13 protein-coding genes, 3 tRNA genes and 1 pseudogene are annotated in these 17,076 nt (G+C 39.9%); 6 read left to right on the top strand and 11 right to left on the bottom strand.

Annotated elements, in window-relative coordinates; all coding sequences use genetic code 11:
- Window positions 1-31: 31 nt before the first annotated feature.
- Entirely contained in the window at window positions 32-1,108 is a 1,077-nt protein-coding gene (locus tag GQR54_RS01695) for a hemolysin family protein (RefSeq protein ID WP_166376359.1), read from the bottom strand.
- An 84-nt stretch (window positions 1,109-1,192) separates the two neighbouring features.
- On the opposite strand from GQR54_RS01695, the gene GQR54_RS01690 reads away from it, so the two are divergent.
- On the top strand, window positions 1,193-3,688 hold the full coding sequence (locus GQR54_RS01690; protein WP_166376358.1) for a prolyl oligopeptidase family serine peptidase: 2,496 nt from the start codon (window positions 1,193-1,195) through the stop codon (window positions 3,686-3,688).
- A 216-nt stretch (window positions 3,689-3,904) separates the two neighbouring features.
- Window positions 3,905-4,609 (top strand): response regulator transcription factor, encoded by a 705-nt coding sequence (locus tag GQR54_RS01685; RefSeq protein WP_166376357.1) that lies wholly within the window; start codon window positions 3,905-3,907, stop codon window positions 4,607-4,609.
- Here the strand turns inward: GQR54_RS01685 and GQR54_RS01680 are convergent.
- The 7 genes from GQR54_RS01680 to nudE form a co-directional block, all read right to left on the bottom strand.
- Window positions 4,606-6,117: a YifB family Mg chelatase-like AAA ATPase gene (locus GQR54_RS01680; protein ID WP_166376356.1), complete on the bottom strand. Its 1,512-nt coding sequence runs from the start codon at window positions 6,115-6,117 to the stop codon at window positions 4,606-4,608. The two genes, GQR54_RS01685 and GQR54_RS01680, sit on opposite strands and share 4 nt — an antisense overlap.
- Before the next feature lie 34 nt (window positions 6,118-6,151).
- Entirely contained in the window at window positions 6,152-6,766 is a 615-nt protein-coding gene (locus tag GQR54_RS01675; protein ID WP_166115073.1) for a trimeric intracellular cation channel family protein, read from the bottom strand.
- Window positions 6,767-7,146: 380 nt separating this feature from the next.
- A tRNA-Met gene (locus GQR54_RS01670) sits at window positions 7,147-7,223 on the bottom strand.
- Window positions 7,224-7,285: 62 nt separating this feature from the next.
- Window positions 7,286-7,362, bottom strand: a tRNA-Met gene (locus tag GQR54_RS01665).
- Window positions 7,363-7,439: 77 nt separating this feature from the next.
- Window positions 7,440-7,516: transfer RNA gene (locus tag GQR54_RS01660), tRNA-Met, on the bottom strand.
- Between the two features lie 136 nt (window positions 7,517-7,652).
- Window positions 7,653-8,456: a 3'(2'),5'-bisphosphate nucleotidase CysQ gene (gene cysQ, locus GQR54_RS01655; RefSeq protein ID WP_166376355.1), complete on the bottom strand. Its 804-nt coding sequence runs from the start codon at window positions 8,454-8,456 to the stop codon at window positions 7,653-7,655.
- A complete protein-coding gene (gene nudE / locus GQR54_RS01650; RefSeq protein ID WP_007586548.1) occupies window positions 8,449-9,021 on the bottom strand; it encodes an ADP compounds hydrolase NudE in 573 nt (190 codons plus the stop codon). The genes cysQ and nudE overlap by 8 nt, the downstream gene beginning before the upstream one ends.
- A gap of 61 nt (window positions 9,022-9,082) precedes the next feature.
- On the opposite strand from nudE, the gene yrfG reads away from it, so the two are divergent.
- Window positions 9,083-9,730 (top strand): GMP/IMP nucleotidase, encoded by a 648-nt coding sequence (gene yrfG / locus GQR54_RS01645; RefSeq protein ID WP_166376354.1) that lies wholly within the window; start codon window positions 9,083-9,085, stop codon window positions 9,728-9,730.
- Between the two features lie 15 nt (window positions 9,731-9,745).
- On the opposite strand, the gene GQR54_RS01640 is transcribed toward yrfG, so the two are convergent.
- The 3 genes from GQR54_RS01640 to GQR54_RS01630 all read right to left on the bottom strand — a co-directional run bounded on the left by GQR54_RS01640 (window position 9,746) and on the right by GQR54_RS01630 (window position 11,184).
- Window positions 9,746-10,369, bottom strand: a complete 624-nt coding sequence (locus tag GQR54_RS01640; RefSeq protein WP_007586550.1) for a dUTP diphosphatase — start codon at window positions 10,367-10,369, stop codon at window positions 9,746-9,748.
- A gap of 105 nt (window positions 10,370-10,474) precedes the next feature.
- Window positions 10,475-10,843, bottom strand: coding sequence for a YacL family protein (locus GQR54_RS01635; protein ID WP_024592461.1), 369 nt, complete (start codon window positions 10,841-10,843; stop codon window positions 10,475-10,477).
- A 116-nt stretch (window positions 10,844-10,959) separates the two neighbouring features.
- Window positions 10,960-11,184: a hypothetical protein gene (locus GQR54_RS01630; protein ID WP_002963009.1), complete on the bottom strand. Its 225-nt coding sequence runs from the start codon at window positions 11,182-11,184 to the stop codon at window positions 10,960-10,962.
- Between the two features lie 303 nt (window positions 11,185-11,487).
- On the opposite strand from GQR54_RS01630, the gene uvrD reads away from it, so the two are divergent.
- From uvrD to GQR54_RS01615, 3 genes and pseudogenes are all read left to right on the top strand, one after another.
- Window positions 11,488-13,653, top strand: coding sequence for a DNA helicase II (uvrD, locus tag GQR54_RS01625; RefSeq protein ID WP_007586555.1), 2,166 nt, complete (start codon window positions 11,488-11,490; stop codon window positions 13,651-13,653).
- A complete protein-coding gene (locus GQR54_RS01620) occupies window positions 13,631-15,703 on the top strand; it encodes a GNAT family N-acetyltransferase (protein WP_166376353.1) in 2,073 nt (690 codons plus the stop codon). The genes uvrD and GQR54_RS01620 overlap by 23 nt, the downstream gene beginning before the upstream one ends.
- Window positions 15,704-15,803: 100 nt before the next feature.
- Window positions 15,804-16,636 (top strand): annotated as a pseudogene (locus GQR54_RS01615) (chemotaxis protein).
- Window positions 16,637-17,076: the final 440 nt, after the last annotated feature.

Raw genomic sequence — 17,076 nt, 5'->3', positions numbered from 1 at the left:
GCGGTATTAATATTTAATCGGGGCTGGTTAACTAATTATCACCCCGAGTGTGTTTATCTTCTTCACTGACTATATGCGCACTACTTGCTAAACGTTTGTGCCAACGCTGCCTTGCTACTGCGCGCATATTAGTAGATTGGTCACGCTCATCTACAATCTCTAGCCCCATTAAAGCTTCAATCATATCCTCTAGCGTTACAATACCTTGCACGTCACCGTACTCATCTACAACTAGGCATATATGCGTGCGCTTTGTTAAAAGAGTTTGCAGTAACGACGATACATTTTGAGAACTCGGCACCGTATAAATAGGCTTAATCAATTTGCTAATTTTGTAATCGGTACCTAAACGATGAAATGCCAGCATAATATCGTTTTTATGCACAAACCCAACAATATCGTCGCTGTCTTTATCAAATACCAATATACGAGAAAATGACGACGAGCCGTGATCGTTTAAATACTGATTCACTGTTAAGTCTTTGTGGATTTTAAAAATTACAGTTCGAGGCGTCATTAAATCGCATAATTTTGCATGCCTAAAATGCAATAAATTACGAATTATTTCGGACTCATCCTGATGTAATGCACCCGACTCCGTACCTATATCAGCCATTGCCTCTATCTCTTGACGAATATAGTAAGCCTCATCGTGCGTTGGACCCATTAAATTTGTTAGCTTTTGTGCAAACCATACAAAAGGCTTTAGCGATATAACTAAAAACCGCAAAGCGTAAGTAACACTTGGCGTTAGAGCTCGCCAGTAATTAGCCCCCAAGGTTTTAGGGATAATTTCAGAAAGGATTAATACGAGGAATGTCATAATGGCTGATGCAATACCTACAGCCGCATCGGAAAACACGACAGCTGCCTGTGCGCCTACCCCAGCAGCACCCGCAGTATGGGCAACCGTATTTAAAGTTAAAATAGCAGCTAAAGGCTGATCTATATTGTTTTTAAGCTTTTCGAGCTGTTTAGCCAGCTCAGGGTGCTCTTTCCTAAGTGATGCAACATAGCTGGGCGAAATACTTAATAACACAGCCTCCATCACAGAACATAAAAACGAAATAACAATCGCCACTACCATATAAACTATCAGTAAAGTCACTTTCTCTCCTCTATATTGGATATGTGAGCATGGTATCAATACATGCTATATTTGGCCAAACTTCCAATAATAATAGGCATAATAATGAAATTTAGCGCACCATGGTGTCATCAAAATAAGCTATTTAAGCATGCAGCGACTCTTTTAACGCTTAGCAGCTTAAGCTTTGCTGCAATAGCTGCACCATTGGATAAATCAAAAATTCAGTTTATCGGCCCACTTGCCGAAGACATGCAGTTAAAGCCTTTTCAAACACCTCATGGCAATGCCATTATTAATAACCTATTGCCGCAACTACAAGCAGACTCAGATAGTTTTTCTGTATTTGGGAAAAAACAAAACTGGCAGCCGTTTAATAAAATCAATGCGCTCACTTTAGGTGGGTTACAGGCACTAAAATTTAATATTGAAACAACCCGCTTTACACAAGGTACGCTTACCTTAAAAGGGATTGAGCAAGGTCAGTTATTTATTAATGGCGAACTACAAACAGGCGATAAAAATAGCTATAAGTTAGCTTTAAATAACAGTACTCACTCTATTTTAATAGTAGCCCAACAAGTAGCTAATTGGCACGACGTAATGCTTGATTTTGCACCTAAAAGCGACGTTGATAAAATTACGCTTAGCGCCTCACAAACAAAACGCTTATCTGCAAAGCAATTGTTTGATGCCCCTACAATCAGCCAATTATCACTCGCACCTAATGCTAAGCAGTACGTTACTACTACTCGCACTTATAGCGATAAAACACAAAACCAAGCAAATACAGTTACTGTACTTAAAGATTCAGATAATCAAACGCTTTATCGCTTCGAAGCAGGCCAACCAAGTAACATTATTTGGAGTCCAGATAACCAATATTTAGTGTATTTGTTAAATGGTGAGCTTAAACAACTTAGCCGTAAAAACTTCTCAATAAAAACATTAGCAAACGATTTAGAAGGAGCCAATGGCTTTACCTTTTATAACGACACCAGTCTTTTGTTTAGCTGGTCTAAATCACCTGAGAGCACTAACAGCTTAACCAAGCACTATAAAGGTCTACAAGATCGCTGGTCGTATGCACGTACCACCAGCCAAATTTATATGCTTGATACTAAAAGTGGTTTAACAAAAGCACTTAGCCAAGGTCCTCTTTCTTACAGCCTTGAAGATTCAAATAGTAACCGTGGCAAAATATTAATGAGCCGCCCAGTAATGGCAATGCAAGCATCAACCCACCCTGAAACAGAGTTAGCCGAACTCGATTTAAAATCAAACAAGCTTTCATCGCTTGGTAAATTCAAAACGTTTAATTTAGCCAAATACGCAAATAAAGATATTTATGTAGTTGCAGGCCCTGACTTTAAAAATGGCGCAGGTAGAGATCTACCAAAAGCAATGCTTGCTAATAACTACGACGGGCAACTTTACCTACTTACTGAAGGCGGTAAAAACGTAAAAGCACTTAGTAAACAATTCGATTCTGCTATTGGCCAACTGCACGTTTTAGAAAACGGCGATGCGCTCATTAAAGTAACAGAGCAAGACACTCAACCACTTTACCTATTTGATTTAAGTAAACAGCGCTTTAAAAAGTTAAATACAGGATTGGATATTGTTGAACAATTTAGTTACTCACACGACCGTAATACCGAAATTTTATTAAGTGGCACTAACGCTTTAGCGCCACAACAACTAAAGCGCCTTAACGTAAGTAAAAATAAAATAGATTTAATATGGGATTCAAAACCAAGTAGCTATGCAAATACACGACTCCCTACATTAGAAGAGTTTAATTTTAAAAATAAACATGGGGTTGAAATAACTGGCCGCGTTTATATTCCTAGCAATTTAGATAAAACTAAAAAGCACCCGGCGCTCGTGTATTACTACGGCGGCACTTCACCAGTTACGCGTGGTTTTACAGGTCGTTACCCGTTTAACTTATGGGCAGAAAATGGCTACGTTGTTTATGTAGTACAACCTACTGGCGCAACAGGGTTTGGACAAGAGTTTTCAGCGCAGCATGTTAATGCCTGGGGCGACTACACTGCAGACGATATTATCGAAGGCACGCAAGCCTTTTTAAAGAAATACAACTATGTTGATAGTAAAAAGGTAGGAAATTTAGGGGCATCATACGGTGGCTTCATGACCATGTTATTGGCAACTAAAACCGATATGTTTAGTGCTTCAATATCTCACGCGGGTATTTCTAATATTACTTCGTATTGGGGTGAAGGTTGGTGGGGTTACTTATATTCTGGTGAAGCATCAAAAAATAGTTTCCCGTGGAATAACCCTGAGCTGTACAGCCAACATAGTCCTGTATTTCATGCCGACAAAGTAACAACACCTATGCTACTTCTTCATGGTGATAGCGATACCAATGTACCTGTTGGCGAAAGCTTAACCATGTACACTGCGCTTAAACTACTTAATAAAGACGTAGAGTTAATCGAATACAAAGGCGCTGACCACCAAATTATTGCACGCGATAAACGATTTGATTGGTGGAACACCATGCTCGCATACTTTGATAAAAAGCTAAAAGATGAACCTCAATGGTGGGACTCAATGTATAAAAATGACTAAGTCTACCCCTTCCAAATAACAACTTAATACAGATTTATTAATTGTAGTATTAATTACTTAGCACCTTTTAATTAGTTTAAAGGTGCTAACCTCATCCTTCTATAAGGTCCTTTATGTCTTTGAAATATTAAGTTACCTAAAACTAACAAACACCCTTCTCAGCATTTACCTAATGGTGCTACCATACAAAGCTATAAGCATTCAAAATAAAGTACTATGGCTATTAATGTTTTATTGGTTGAAGACGATGAATTACTCGTTAAACGCATCCATAATCACTTTGCAAATACCGAATTTACAATAGAAGTTGACCCAACTGGCGCGGATGCACTTAGCATTGTAAGACAGCGAGTAAACTTGGGCGGTGTTATATCATTGGCCATAATCGACATTGTTTTACCAAAGCGCGATGGACTTCAGCTCGCAAAAGAATTAAACACACTTACCAATATTGGCGTTATTGTATTATCGAGCCGTGACTCCCAAGCCGACCGTATTGCAGGCCTTGCACAAGGTGCTGATGACTATATTTGTAAGCCCGTCGATTTACTTGAGTTAGAACTACGTATGCGCGCGCTATATAAGCGTGTTGCCGTTAATCAAGAAGACGACGAAAGTGAAGAGTTTATAGAATATGCTGACTTTAAACTTCATCCCGATAACCGCACACTAATCACCGCTGCAGGCGTTGAATCACGCTTAACTGAAGCCGAACATAAAGTGCTTATTTGCTTAATTAGTAATGCAGGTAAAGCCACATGCCGTGAAAAAATATCAGAAGAAATAGGCCAGCCCGATTGGAGTCCAAACGATCGTACTGTTGATGTACTTATTGGTCGTTTACGTAAAAAATTAAATGACGAAAAAGATCAAAAACGCATTGTTACCGTTCGTGGTAAAGGGTATATGCTTTCTATTTAATACTTAGTTAATTGCGCAATAAGGCGCTCAAATGCGCGGTAATTAAGTGCCTCTTTAAGCTCATTTAAACTAATATTTTCAGTCCCTTTTAAATCACTAATAGTACGCGCCACTTTAATCACTCTATGATAAGAACGTGGCGATAAAGACAACTTCTCGCTTGCTCTGGCTAAAAACTGTAACTCTGCTGGCGCCAGTACACAGTGCACACTCATTTCTTTATTATTAAGCCTCGCATTAACCTTACCTTGGCGTTTTAGTTGTAGGTAATAAGCCGCTTCAACTCTTGCTCTAACCTCAGCACTACTTTCCTCCGGCTGAGTACTTTGTAGTTCAACACTCGTTAAACGAGGTAGTTCTATTTGCAAATCAATACGGTCAATAAAAGGCCCCGACACGCGCGATAAATAACGCATAACTTGATCGGGAGTTGCCCGCTTATCTGTATGACTCCCTGTTGGGCTTGGATTTAATGCTGTAATAAGCTGAAACTGCGCCGGAAACTCCATTTGCCTAGCTGCACGTGAAATAGTAACCGTGCCGGTTTCCATTGGCTCACGCAGTGAATCAAGTACCTTGCGTTCGAACTCAGGCAATTCATCCAAAAAAAGTACGCCATTGTGTGCCAGTGAAATTTCACCAGGCTTGGGATTTGAAGAGCCCCCCACCAAAGCAACAGCTGAGCACGTATGATGTGGATTACGAAATGGCCGCTGTCGCCAATTAGTTAAATCTATGGATTGTCCAATAATAGAGTAAAGCGCAGCTGTCGAAATAGCTTCATCGTCCGACATAGTAGGCATTATAGTTGCCATTCGCTGGGCCAGCATCGATTTACCAGTACCTGGAGGGCCTAAAAAAAGTAAATTATGTCCGCCAGCTGCAGCAATTTCGAGTACTCGCTTTGCACCGGGCTGACCTTTAACATCGCTTAAATCGAGCAAAAAGTCAGGGGCTTGCGTGCAGTCGGGGTACTCTATATTTAATGGCAAGGGTTGTTGATTAAGTAAGTCTCCCCACACTTCTTGAATAGAGCTTACGGCTTTGCGTTTAACGCCATTAACTAGGCTTGCTAGGCTGTCGTTTGCAAGAGGTAAAAAGCAGCAACGATCTTGCTCTTTTGCAGCAAGTACCGAAGGTAAAATAGCGTTTACACCACGCACCTCACCATTAAGAGCAAGTTCTCCGTAAAATTCATACTTATGAATGTCAGGGCACACAATTTGTCCTGAAGCGACTAAAATACCTACAGCAATAGCAAGATCAAAACGTCCACCATCTTTTGGTAAATCGGCAGGGGCTAAATTTACTGTTATTCGCTGATCAGGGAAGCCAAATTGAGAGTTTTCAAGTGCGCTACGCACTCTGTCTTTTGATTCTTTAACGGACGCTTCAGGGAGGCCTACAATATGAAAAGCAGGTAAACCATTTCCTAGGTGAACTTCTACAATAACTTCGGGGGCGTTTATTCCCACCTGAGCACGAGAAAATATACGAGCTAACGACATTCCTTATCCTAGTAAATGGTGTGATTACACCAGTCTAGTCAGGATATTTAAAAATGTGTAATGTGATCTGCCATTTTATCGCAGCTAAACGAAGCAACAAGGTCATTAGCATGCCTAATACCATTGCCATTTCAGTTACTAACGAAAAGCCTATACTTAGCGTGTAAACAGTACCACCAGCAATACAGGTAATAGCGTAAAGCTCGCCTTTTAATAGCATAGGAATTTCGCGGGCAAGTACGTCTCGAATTAATCCACCAAAGCAGCCTGTAATTACAGCCATAATTACAGCTGTCATATCCGGCATACCAGCAAGTTGCGCTTTTTGTGCACCCATTACGGCAAAAAAAGCCAAACCAAATGCATCGGCTGTTTGTAAAATATAATGAGGTATTGGTTTTTGCTTATTTATAAGACGTACGGTGACAAATACAGAAGCAAGTATTGCAAAAAAGTAACTTTGGTCGTGCAACCAAAAAACAGGAACATCTAAAATAAGATCGCGTACTGTACCACCACCAATGGCAGTTACCGTCGCTAAAACGACGACACCAAAGCCATCCATTTTTTTCTCGTACGCTAACAAAGTGCCCGACACAGCAAACACCGCAATGCCTATTAAATCAAACCAGTGATAAAGTTCTGTCATGTGTATTATTACTTAAAATATTTTAACCGTTTTAACATAAAACACTCTTTTTAAAAAATAAGTTATTTGTAAAACGTCATAGGTATTAGAGGGAAGTCATTAAATAAAGCAGAATATAAGGTATTTTACCAAATTCCAGACGCAAAAAATCACTCGATAAAGAGTGCTATTTTGTTTTGAATTTTTAGATATTTAATTTCAGTGGTTGCGGGAGCTTGAGTTTGTAAAAAGCGAACCGACGACCTTCGCTTACTTGTGCAAAGTGTTTTGCGTAGTAACGGTGAGTTTTATAATTATAGGAATTCATTAAACTGCAGACGCAAAAAATCACTCAATAAAGAGTGCGATTTTGTTTTGAATTTTTAGATATTTAATTTCAGTGGTTGCGGGAGCCGGATTTGAACCGACGACCTTCGGGTTATGAGCCCGACGAGCTACCAGACTGCTCCATCCCGCGCCTGAAATTTGTAGACTTGTTTAAAGTTGCTTACATTACAACTTGGCTTCCAATTAAAGAATTGGTTGCGGGAGCCGGATTTGAACCGACGACCTTCGGGTTATGAGCCCGACGAGCTACCAGACTGCTCCATCCCGCGCCTGTATATTTTAAGTCTATCGACTACTTTTTTTATCTCTTAAGCTAGAGTTATTACAGTAACCAACATTAGAAAATTGGTTGCGGGAGCCGGATTTGAACCGACGACCTTCGGGTTATGAGCCCGACGAGCTACCAGACTGCTCCATCCCGCGCCTGTAATTTCTTTAAAACATTTTCGTAATATTTACGAGCCTGCCTTGAAGAGAGCGCTACTATATAGGAATAAACATTTAATGCAAGGCCTAAACTAATTAAAGTTGTTCAACCGAACAAAAAGCAATCAAATTACTATTCTGCGCTCAATCTTTGATGCGGATTAATCATTTTTTGCCATTCCCAGTCTGGATGTCCCATTACTATAAAGTCAGGATTCTCAGTACTCTCGCGTTGGTTGTACGTTAGCGGATTGAATTCTGCATCGGTAATACAACCACCTGCTTCTTCAACAATAACTTGTGAAGCACCTGTATCCCACTCTCCCGTTGGACCAATTCTTAAAAAACAATCTGCTTTGCCTTCTGCAACAGTACAAGCTTTTAAAGAACACGAACCAATAGCAATCGTTGTAAACTGACTATTTAAATACTGACTCACCGCTTCTATTTTTTGGCGGCGGCTCACTGCAAGCGTCAAGCTCTCTGGCGGCGCTACAGATATTTGCTTATCAATTGAGTTTTCACGTTTAAAGGCACCATTTTTAGCTGTAGCAAAATAGGTCACACCTTTTGCAGGCCAATGAATAACACCAAGCACTGGGTGGTTATTTTCAATCAATGCAATATTTACTGCAAAGTCGCCACTTTCTAAAATAAACTCGCCTGTACCATCCATCGGATCGAGCAACCAATAACGCTGCCAATCTTGTCTGTCGGCAAGTGCAGGTATAGGTGTTTCTTCCGACATAATTGGGATATCGGGCGCTAAGACTTTTAATCCAGCAACCAGTACGTCATTTGCTGCTAAATCAGCTTTGGTAACAGGCGTGTTATCTGATTTCTCTTGTTGGCCAATATCGCCTTTTTTATAAATGGCCATAATTGCATCGCCAGCACGCTCAGCTAATTCAATACACGGTTCGATTAATTTATTCATCGGCAGCTCCAGATGCTAAATACTTATCTAATAATAGCAAAGCTGCAACACTGCGTGCTTCGGTAAAATCTTCTTGGTCTAATAATGACTGCCACTGAGTTAATGGCCACTTAACAACAACAAGCGGCTCTGGTTCGTCGCCAATAAGGGTTTGTGGGTATAATTGCTTAGCAAATAAAATATGCATAGTGGCATTAAAGTAACTCGGCGCCATTGTTACTGTTCTTAATGGTTTAAAATACTCAGCACCAAAGCCAATTTCTTCTTTAAGCTCTCTGTTAGCAGCTTGCTCTGGCGTTTCGCCCGGATCGATTAATCCTTTAGGAAAACCTAACTGGTAATCGTTTGTGCCCGCACAGTATTCACGTACAAGTAGTAATTCGTTGTCTGCACTTAACGGAACAATCATCACTGCTCCCCGGCCACCGCCGCGAATTCGCTCATACTGGCGCTCTTCGTTATTAGAAAACTTTAGCTCTAAAGACTCCACAGTAAACAGGCGGCTTTTAGCGACAACATTGTTACTGAGGATTTGTGGTGGTGTTGGGTGCTTTTTCTGTGTCATTGGCGTTAATTTGCTATCATGGCAGTTAGTTCAATAATAAACCTTATAAGTTGAAATTCCTATGTTAAATTGGTCAAAAATCGATACCGTTTTGCTCGACATGGATGGAACATTACTCGATTTACATTACGACAGTCATTTTTGGCTTAACGTTATTCCTGCACAACACGCATTAGCAAGGGGCATTAGCCTAGATGCAGCTAAAGCAGATATTTTAAAACGCTATCAAGCTGTGAGCGGTCAAATACAGTGGTATTGTTTAGATTATTGGGAGCAGCAATTAAGCTTGCCTATAATGGAGCTTAAACGAGAATCTCAGCATTTAATTAAAATGCGCGAAGACGTACCTCATTTTTTAACTGAGCTTAAAAAAGCAGGCAAAGAGTTAATTTTACTTACCAACGCCCACCCTGAGAGTATCATGCTTAAATTTGAGCATACAGCGATTGATAACTACCTAGATGGCGTAGTGTCGACTCATGAATATGGAGTAAGTAAAGAGCAACAAAGTTTGTGGCACCAAGTACAAAAAGACTTAGGGTTTAATAAGCAGCGCACTTTGTTTGTAGATGACAGTGTGCCGGTTTTGAATGCCGCACGAGAATACGGCATTGAGCACTTACTTGCAGTTGCTAACCCTGATAGCCAACAACCGCATAACGAAATAGCCGATTACCTGAGTGTTACCGACTATCGTAAGATTATCTAACTCAACTTACGTGACTTAAATTTTTGGGTAACGCGCTTCTAGCCCTTGATATACTAACTTTGCAAAATCTGCATGTTCTGTATCAAGGCTTTTAACTACTTCAACTAAATGCTCGTTATCTTCTTGCCCATTCCATTCTTTAATATAGCTACCATCTTTGTAACCGTGATCTTGGCGGAAAAAGTTTAACGTGTTTTTACCTACGTAGCCGCGATATAAATCATCAATATCCATACCCATTTGCGCCATACAGCCGGCAAAGGCACCTGCATTAAACGTTTTATCAGCAACAGCAGACGCCGCCAATATCTCTAGTGTTTGTTTAAAGTCATCAGCTTGTTGAGCATTGCTAAGCTCAGTTTCAAGTTGCTTTGCTAAGTCTTCGTAGCTAGTTTCACCGTCAATTCTAAGCGATAGACCAAAATGAAAAATATCAACCAACTCTAAAATAACTTGTTCAGTATCTGGTGTTTGTTTTTTCCACCATTTCCAACCATGATGATCCAACATTTCAGCACACTCAACCCAAATAGCGCGGTACCATTCAAACCCTTGAGTAAACCATTGCTCATGTACTTTAGTATTCATGGCGTTTTGCATTTCTAGCATCACTACTAGCTTGTTTAAATTGGCAGACATATCAGTTCCTGTCGTTTTGATTGGCGTAATGTTCGTTGGTGTAATAATACAGATAAAATGCTGATTGTGCATTGCTGTATATTTTTATTAGTGTGCTAGTTATGTTTATCGTGACGTCGTAAACTCATGCCATGAATCAATTAAATCAATGAAATCTTCAAAGCCACAACCACTACTTAAACCATTTTCTTCAAGCGCTAAATCGTCATCTTGATACGCTATTAGGTCTTCGCTGTCTTGATGAAGCGCATGGGCTTCAAATAATGCTTCGTCTTTCGTTAATATTAAATCTATTTCTTGGCCTTTTAGCGTTAGCGGCTCATAGCTTGAACTCACCGATGCAATAAGCGCTTGCACCATGGCTACTTTGTCTTTGCCTATTTCTTCGTTTAGCCAGCGACCAATAATAGCGTGTTCACTGCTTATTTTAATACGTAGCCCACTAATAGGGTCGCGAATAAATTGATATTCCATAGGGTTTGCCTGTAAATCTTTAATTGGGTAATTATATACGTAAACGCCCGTAAACCACAGGACATATAAAGTAAAATAGCGCCACATGGGCGCTATTTTACTCAACTTGAAAACCGTTAACTTCGCGATCTATAACGCGCTGCGTCAATAATCGACCATAAGTAAATAATAGGCACAAGTACAAAGCCTACAAGCACATAAATTAGTGCGTAACTTATTATAATAGCGAGTGCAAAAAATATAGCCGCTAAAATACGCCCTTGCACTAACTGCCCTAAACCAGGAAAAAATATATTACATAATGCTGCGATTACGTTACCGCCAGAACCTTGATCTGCCATACTAACCTCTGTATTTATTTGATTTTATAATTATTTACTTACACACTCTATGCCAATTTATTAAAGCTTACAAATCAAATAGTTAAATTAGTCTAGATTTAGAGAGTTAGTAAATTTTGCTAACTTTAGGTCAAATTAGCAATTTTTGTTATGTGTTTGCACTTTTCTATTCGCTCAATTAATTAGCAAGTTACTCGTTTTGAACACTATTTTATAAATAGCTGTTTATAAAAACAGTATTTTATTTAGCCTAACAAAAACACCTGTTATACTGGCCACAATATTGATTAAAAAGGCGTAACGATGGACGTTTCACAATTACTCGATGGCTTAAATGACAAACAACGCGATGCCGTTGCAGCCCCACTACAAAACATGCTGGTATTAGCAGGTGCTGGGTCTGGTAAAACACGAGTGTTAGTTCATCGTATTGCGTGGCTTATGCAAGTTGAGCAAGCCTCCGCTTACAGTATTTTTGCAGTTACTTTTACTAATAAAGCCGCTAAAGAAATGCGTGGCCGCGTTGAAGAAACACTAAAAGCGCCTGTAGGTGGTATGTGGATTGGTACTTTCCATGGTTTATCGCATCGTATTTTACGTGCTCATCACCGTGAAGCTAATTTACCAGAAGCCTTTCAAATTTTAGACTCTGACGATCAGCTTCGGATGATCAAGCGCTTATTAAAATCGATGAATATTGATGATAAAAAATGGCCTGCTAAACAATTTGGCTGGTACATAAGCGCCAAAAAAGATGAAGCACTTCGCCCTAAAGATATTCAAGCCTACGATATTAATGAGCAAATGATGCTGCGTGTTTATGCCGCCTATCAAGAGGCCTGTGATAGAGCGGGCCTAGTTGATTTTGCTGAAATATTACTACGCAGCTACGAAGTGTTAAAAAATAACCCTACGTTACTACGTCATTATCAGCAACGCTTTGCACATATGCTCGTAGACGAGTTCCAAGATACAAATACCATTCAATATGCTTGGTTAAAGTTACTTGCTGGCGATACTAACAGCATTATGATTGTAGGCGACGATGACCAAAGCATTTATGGTTGGCGTGGTGCTAAAATCGAAAACATTAAACGTTTTTTAACTGACTTCAGTGCAGAAACCATTCGCCTTGAACAAAACTACCGCTCAACAGCGACTATTTTGAAAGCGTCTAACGCATTAATTCAAAATAACTCAGAACGTATGGGTAAAAGCTTGTGGACCGACGGTAACGACGGCGAGCCAATCTCTATTTATGCAGCATTTAATGAGTTAGACGAAGCACGCTTTGTAAGTAGCAAACTACGAAGCTGGTTAAATGCAGGTAATGCCCTACAAGATGCCGCAATTTTATACCGTAGTAACGCGCAATCTCGTGTACTTGAGGAGGCCATGCTGCAAGAAGGCTTAAAATACCGTATTTATGGTGGTATGCGATTCTTCGAACGACAAGAAATTAAAGATGCGCTTTCGTATTTACGCCTAGTAGGTAATCGTCAAGACGATGCCGCGTTTGAGCGTGTAATTAATACGCCAGCACGCGGTATTGGTGATAAAACATTGAGCCATATACGAGATTGTGCACGAGCAGAATCGTTACCGCTTTGGTATGCCGCAAAAGCAATTGTAGAACAACAGCACTTATCTGGTCGTGCCTCTGGTGCAGTAAGTAAGTTTGTAGAACTTGTTGAACAAATAGAAGATAAAATTAGCGATCTAACTTTGCATGAGCAAGCCAAGTACACAATTCAAACATCAGGTTTGATGGCAATGTACCAAGCTGAAAAAGGTGAAAAAGGCCGTGCTCGCGTAGAAAACTTAGAAGAGCTAATTAGCGCATGTGACCAGTACGAACTTCCTGAAGACGAAGAATACAGCTCGCCTTTACAAGGCTTTTTAGCACATACATCACTTGAGTCAGGTGAAGGACAAGCAGAAGAGCACGAAGATGCCGTTCAAATGATGACACTTCACTCAGCTAAAGGCTTAGAGTTTCCGTTAGTGTTTATGGTGGGCGTAGAAGAAGGCATGTTCCCTTCTCAGCAAAGTAACGAAGAGTCTGGTCGTTTGGAAGAAGAGCGCCGCCTTTGTTATGTAGGCATGACACGAGCAATGGATAAGTTATACATTAGCCATGCTGAGAGTCGCCGTTTATACGGGCAAGAAAAATACCATAGCCCATCACGCTTTTTACGCGAAATACCTGAGGACTGCGTTGAAGAAATTCGTATTAAAACACAGGTTTCTCGCCCGCCTGCCGCCGGGCGTTTTAGCGCATCAGTTAGCCATGCCGCATTTGAAGACAGTGGCTTTAACTTAGGGCAACGAGTTTTGCATGCTAAGTTTGGTGTTGGTACCGTACTTAATTACGAAGGCAGTGGCGCGCAATCTCGCGTACAAGTTAACTTTGACGACCTTGGCAGTAAATGGTTAGTAACGGCCTATGCACGATTACAAGCTGTATAAAGCTCACCTAAATGAGTTAGAACAACAACTAGCTGGCGCGTATCATCGTCAGCTAGTGTTGATTACGGGCAGCCCTGCTTGGTGTTATGAATTACTTAACTCATTAATAGATGAAAACAATACACTTGTTGTATCAAAGCAGTGCGCGATTAAAAATTCGTACTGGCCTACTCGCACTCACCAAATTTTAGGGCAAGAATTTGCTCATGCTGTTTACGATGGTTTTAGTGGTTTACACCCTGATAAACTTGCAGCACTTACCGGCACCGTTAAAGCAGGCGGTATACTGTTTTTATTACTGCCCGAATTAAATGATTTAGCCTCTTGGCAAGACCCCTCATTAAGTACAGTGCAATCACACGGTCAGAGTATTGACTACAGTTTATTTAATCAACGTTTCGCGGCTATTATTAAGCAATTACCCGCTTTTCATTTTAGTGAAAAAAATGGCTGTATTAGTAATCTCGTCAGCTCTGTTACGCATAATAAAATTGATTATGTACCACAGCAAAACTGCGTTGAACAAATAGTAAAAATAGCTAATGGTCGCGCCAACAGGCCTTTACTCATTAATGCTGATAGAGGTAGAGGCAAGTCGGCAGCACTTGGCTTAGCAGCCGCAAAATTAGCTGATAAAAAAGTAATTATTTGCAGCACTCAGTTTAAAGCGACCCATAGTAGCTTTAAACATTTAGCCAACGAGCTGAGCCTTCAATACAACGCTGAACATAAACAGCTTGCCAACTTGCACTACGTTGCACCTGACGCGTTATTAAATGCATTACCTGAGTGCGATTTATTACTCATTGATGAAGCTGCCGCGATCCCTGTACCGTTACTGCTAAAAATGCTAGCTCATTACCCTCGTATAGTCTTTGCAAGTACACTGGTTGGGTATGAGGGCAATGGTAGGGGTTATACCATTCGCTTTAGTAACTATATAAAAGCGCACTATAAAGCCTCTAAAGTTGTAACGCTTGATGAGCCACTGCGTTTTGCTAAACACGATCCCCTCGAGAAGCACATTCGCACCTTGCTTGCACTCGGTGCACAATATAAAGAGTTAAGTAGTGAGCAATTAGAGCAGCCAGTTCATAGCGAAATAACTCAGCAATCCCTTGTAAACAATGAGCCTTTACTGCAACAAGTTATTGCCCTGCTTGCATTGGCTCACTATCAAAGTAGTGTAAACGATTTACGCCAACTACTAGACGCACCATCGCAACGAATATTCATCAGTAAAATTAACAATCAATTAGTTGGTGTATGTTTAATCGCAATAGAAGGTGGTTTAAGTGAAGAACTTGCTCTACAGGTTATAAGCGGAGAGCGCCGCCCACAGGGTCATTTAATGGCTCAAACCCTCTCACAACTTAGTTTTAATAATGACTACTTAACACAGTTGAGCGCTCGCGTTGTACGAATAGCGATTGATCCGAGTTCTCACACTATGGGTTTTGGTAAAAAGCTACTTAGCTATTGCGAGTCGCAAGTAAAAAGCCAATGTAGTTGGTTTGGTGCAAGCTTTGGCGCAACAGCGCAGCTACTTAACTTTTGGCAAAAACAAGGGTTTGATACCGTAAAACTGGGTTATCAACGCGATAAAAGCACAGCTGAACATTCAGCGCTTGTGGTTAAATGCTTAAGCAACAAAAGTGCAATTATTAGACCTTTGAAAAAGCAGTTTAAAAACGACTTTTTTTATGCTCTTTTAACACACTTTAAAACACTAGATTGGCAACTTGTAAGTATTTTAATTGAAGGATTTAGCGATGAGTTAGTAAGCCCCGAGACTCGCGAACGAATAGCCTTGCTCGTAAACAGTAACTTCACTCAATTTAGTATCTCTGCGACTCTTTGGCAGGTAGTAAACCAGTCTCCTTCTTGTATATCTCTATTAACAGGGCCTGATAAACAACTTCTAATAAAGTTAGTGCTTCAAAACGAAAGCGATGAAAAAGTGATTCAACAGTTAGATTTATTAGGAAAAAAGGAGCTTGAAAATCAATTTAAACGTGTCGTAAAAAACTTCACTAGTGCCTTAAAATAACCCCTAGTCACCTTATCTCTATTAAATCTTATCCATCTTTAAGCTATTTATTTAATTTGTTCTATCCTTAAAGCATTAACAGGTAAATTAAGATAAAGGCATGGAATTAATAAACTTTAAAGTGGGCTGCAAAACAATTTCACTTAAAATACTCGATATTTTATTAACAGAGCGCTTTGACAATAATCTAACAACTTTACCCAACAATAATAAAAGCTTTATTGGTGTTAAAGATTATATGGATATACCAACGCCTGTGTTTGATTTAGGTATTATTTTAAATAATATCTCAACCGAACAAAGTAATGCGCATGTACTAAAACAACTAAGAACATGGCAAGAAAAACTATTAAACTGGTTCAATACCCTTCAAAGTAACTTATCAAATAGCTCGGCTTCTATTTCAAGCAATGATGCAGAACTACAAGATTTTGTTCTGTTTTACAAAGAGTTCAACACCGATAATGAAGACTTAAAACTAACAATGTCTCGACTTAACGAACCTTTCCAATCATTGCTAGAAACGGTAAAAGAAGCTATATCAGCTCATAATCAAAGCGATTATAAACAAGTATCAGCTCTGCTCGAAAAAATTAAGCGTAATAGCCTCATTCAGCTCGAGCGCTTGTTTGAGTCAGCCAAAGAACAGATAACCCTAGACTTTTTACCACTAAGGACGGTTTAAACCCGCATGTTGGATTATTAGTAGATAAGGTCGAAGATAATATCGACTATAAAAAAGAAGACATAAAACCACTAGATAAGCTTACTGAAATTGGTTTTGATATAGATCCACAAACTAAAAATATGATGCGTGGGCTAATCAAACTCGCCGAAAAACACAGTGTATTAATTGATCCAAGCGTAATATTTAAACCTGCTCAATTAGAAAAGCACGCAAGCGAAAAAACTGAAGCCTACGGGCTATTTTAAAACCTTTAAACTTAGTTCTATAATTTAAATGCTAAAGTAGGGTAACTATTGATCGTTTTGGGTAGATCGTAATTGAACAGAGTTAGCGTCCTGAGTCCAAATTCACTTTTCTGCAGACGTAAAAAAGCCCGAATCGTTAGATTCGGACTCTCTACAATTTGAAGCCTGTGTAATGTCGTAGTGCCCACAGCGATGGAGAGCCACAGTGCAAATGGGATACTATCATCGGCCGGGGCTCGCCTTCGAGCTGTTTTGTTTCACTACTGAGTTCGGCTTGGGCTCTTGGCTATTTATTAAATTTTAAACAGCAAAAAACCCGTCACATTGCTGTAACGGGTTTCTTTAATTTGGAGCCTGGTAATGTCCTACTTTCACATAGCAAATGCTACACTATCATCGGCGCTGTTTCGTTTCACTACTGAGTTCGGCATGGAGTCAGG

This window comes from Pseudoalteromonas sp. Z9A4, from assembly GCF_011378845.1.
GTDB classification, from domain to species: Bacteria; Pseudomonadota; Gammaproteobacteria; order Enterobacterales; family Alteromonadaceae; genus Pseudoalteromonas; species Pseudoalteromonas arctica.
This window is presented reverse-complemented; position numbering and strand designations above follow the sequence as displayed.

Bases quoted from the DNA above. Each gene is read 5' to 3' on its own strand.
- GQR54_RS01640 (WP_007586550.1), bottom strand. From the start codon at position 10,369: ATGTCTGCCAATTTAAACAAGCTAGTAGTGATGCTAGAAATGCAAAAC.
- GQR54_RS01685 (WP_166376357.1), top strand. From the start codon at position 3,905: ATGGCTATTAATGTTTTATTGGTTGAAGACGATGAATTACTCGTTAAA.
- uvrD (WP_007586555.1), top strand. From the start codon at position 11,488: ATGGACGTTTCACAATTACTCGATGGCTTAAATGACAAACAACGCGAT.
- cysQ (WP_166376355.1), bottom strand. From the start codon at position 8,456: ATGAATAAATTAATCGAACCGTGTATTGAATTAGCTGAGCGTGCTGGC.
- GQR54_RS01630 (WP_002963009.1), bottom strand. From the start codon at position 11,184: ATGGCAGATCAAGGTTCTGGCGGTAACGTAATCGCAGCATTATGTAAT.
- GQR54_RS01675 (WP_166115073.1), bottom strand. From the start codon at position 6,766: ATGACAGAACTTTATCACTGGTTTGATTTAATAGGCATTGCGGTGTTT.
- GQR54_RS01620 (WP_166376353.1), top strand. From the start codon at position 13,631: ATGCACGATTACAAGCTGTATAAAGCTCACCTAAATGAGTTAGAACAA.
- GQR54_RS01680 (WP_166376356.1), bottom strand. From the start codon at position 6,117: ATGTCGTTAGCTCGTATATTTTCTCGTGCTCAGGTGGGAATAAACGCC.
- yrfG (WP_166376354.1), top strand. From the start codon at position 9,083: ATGTTAAATTGGTCAAAAATCGATACCGTTTTGCTCGACATGGATGGA.
- GQR54_RS01690 (WP_166376358.1), top strand. From the start codon at position 1,193: ATGAAATTTAGCGCACCATGGTGTCATCAAAATAAGCTATTTAAGCAT.
- nudE (WP_007586548.1), bottom strand. From the start codon at position 9,021: ATGACACAGAAAAAGCACCCAACACCACCACAAATCCTCAGTAACAAT.
- GQR54_RS01635 (WP_024592461.1), bottom strand. From the start codon at position 10,843: ATGGAATATCAATTTATTCGCGACCCTATTAGTGGGCTACGTATTAAA.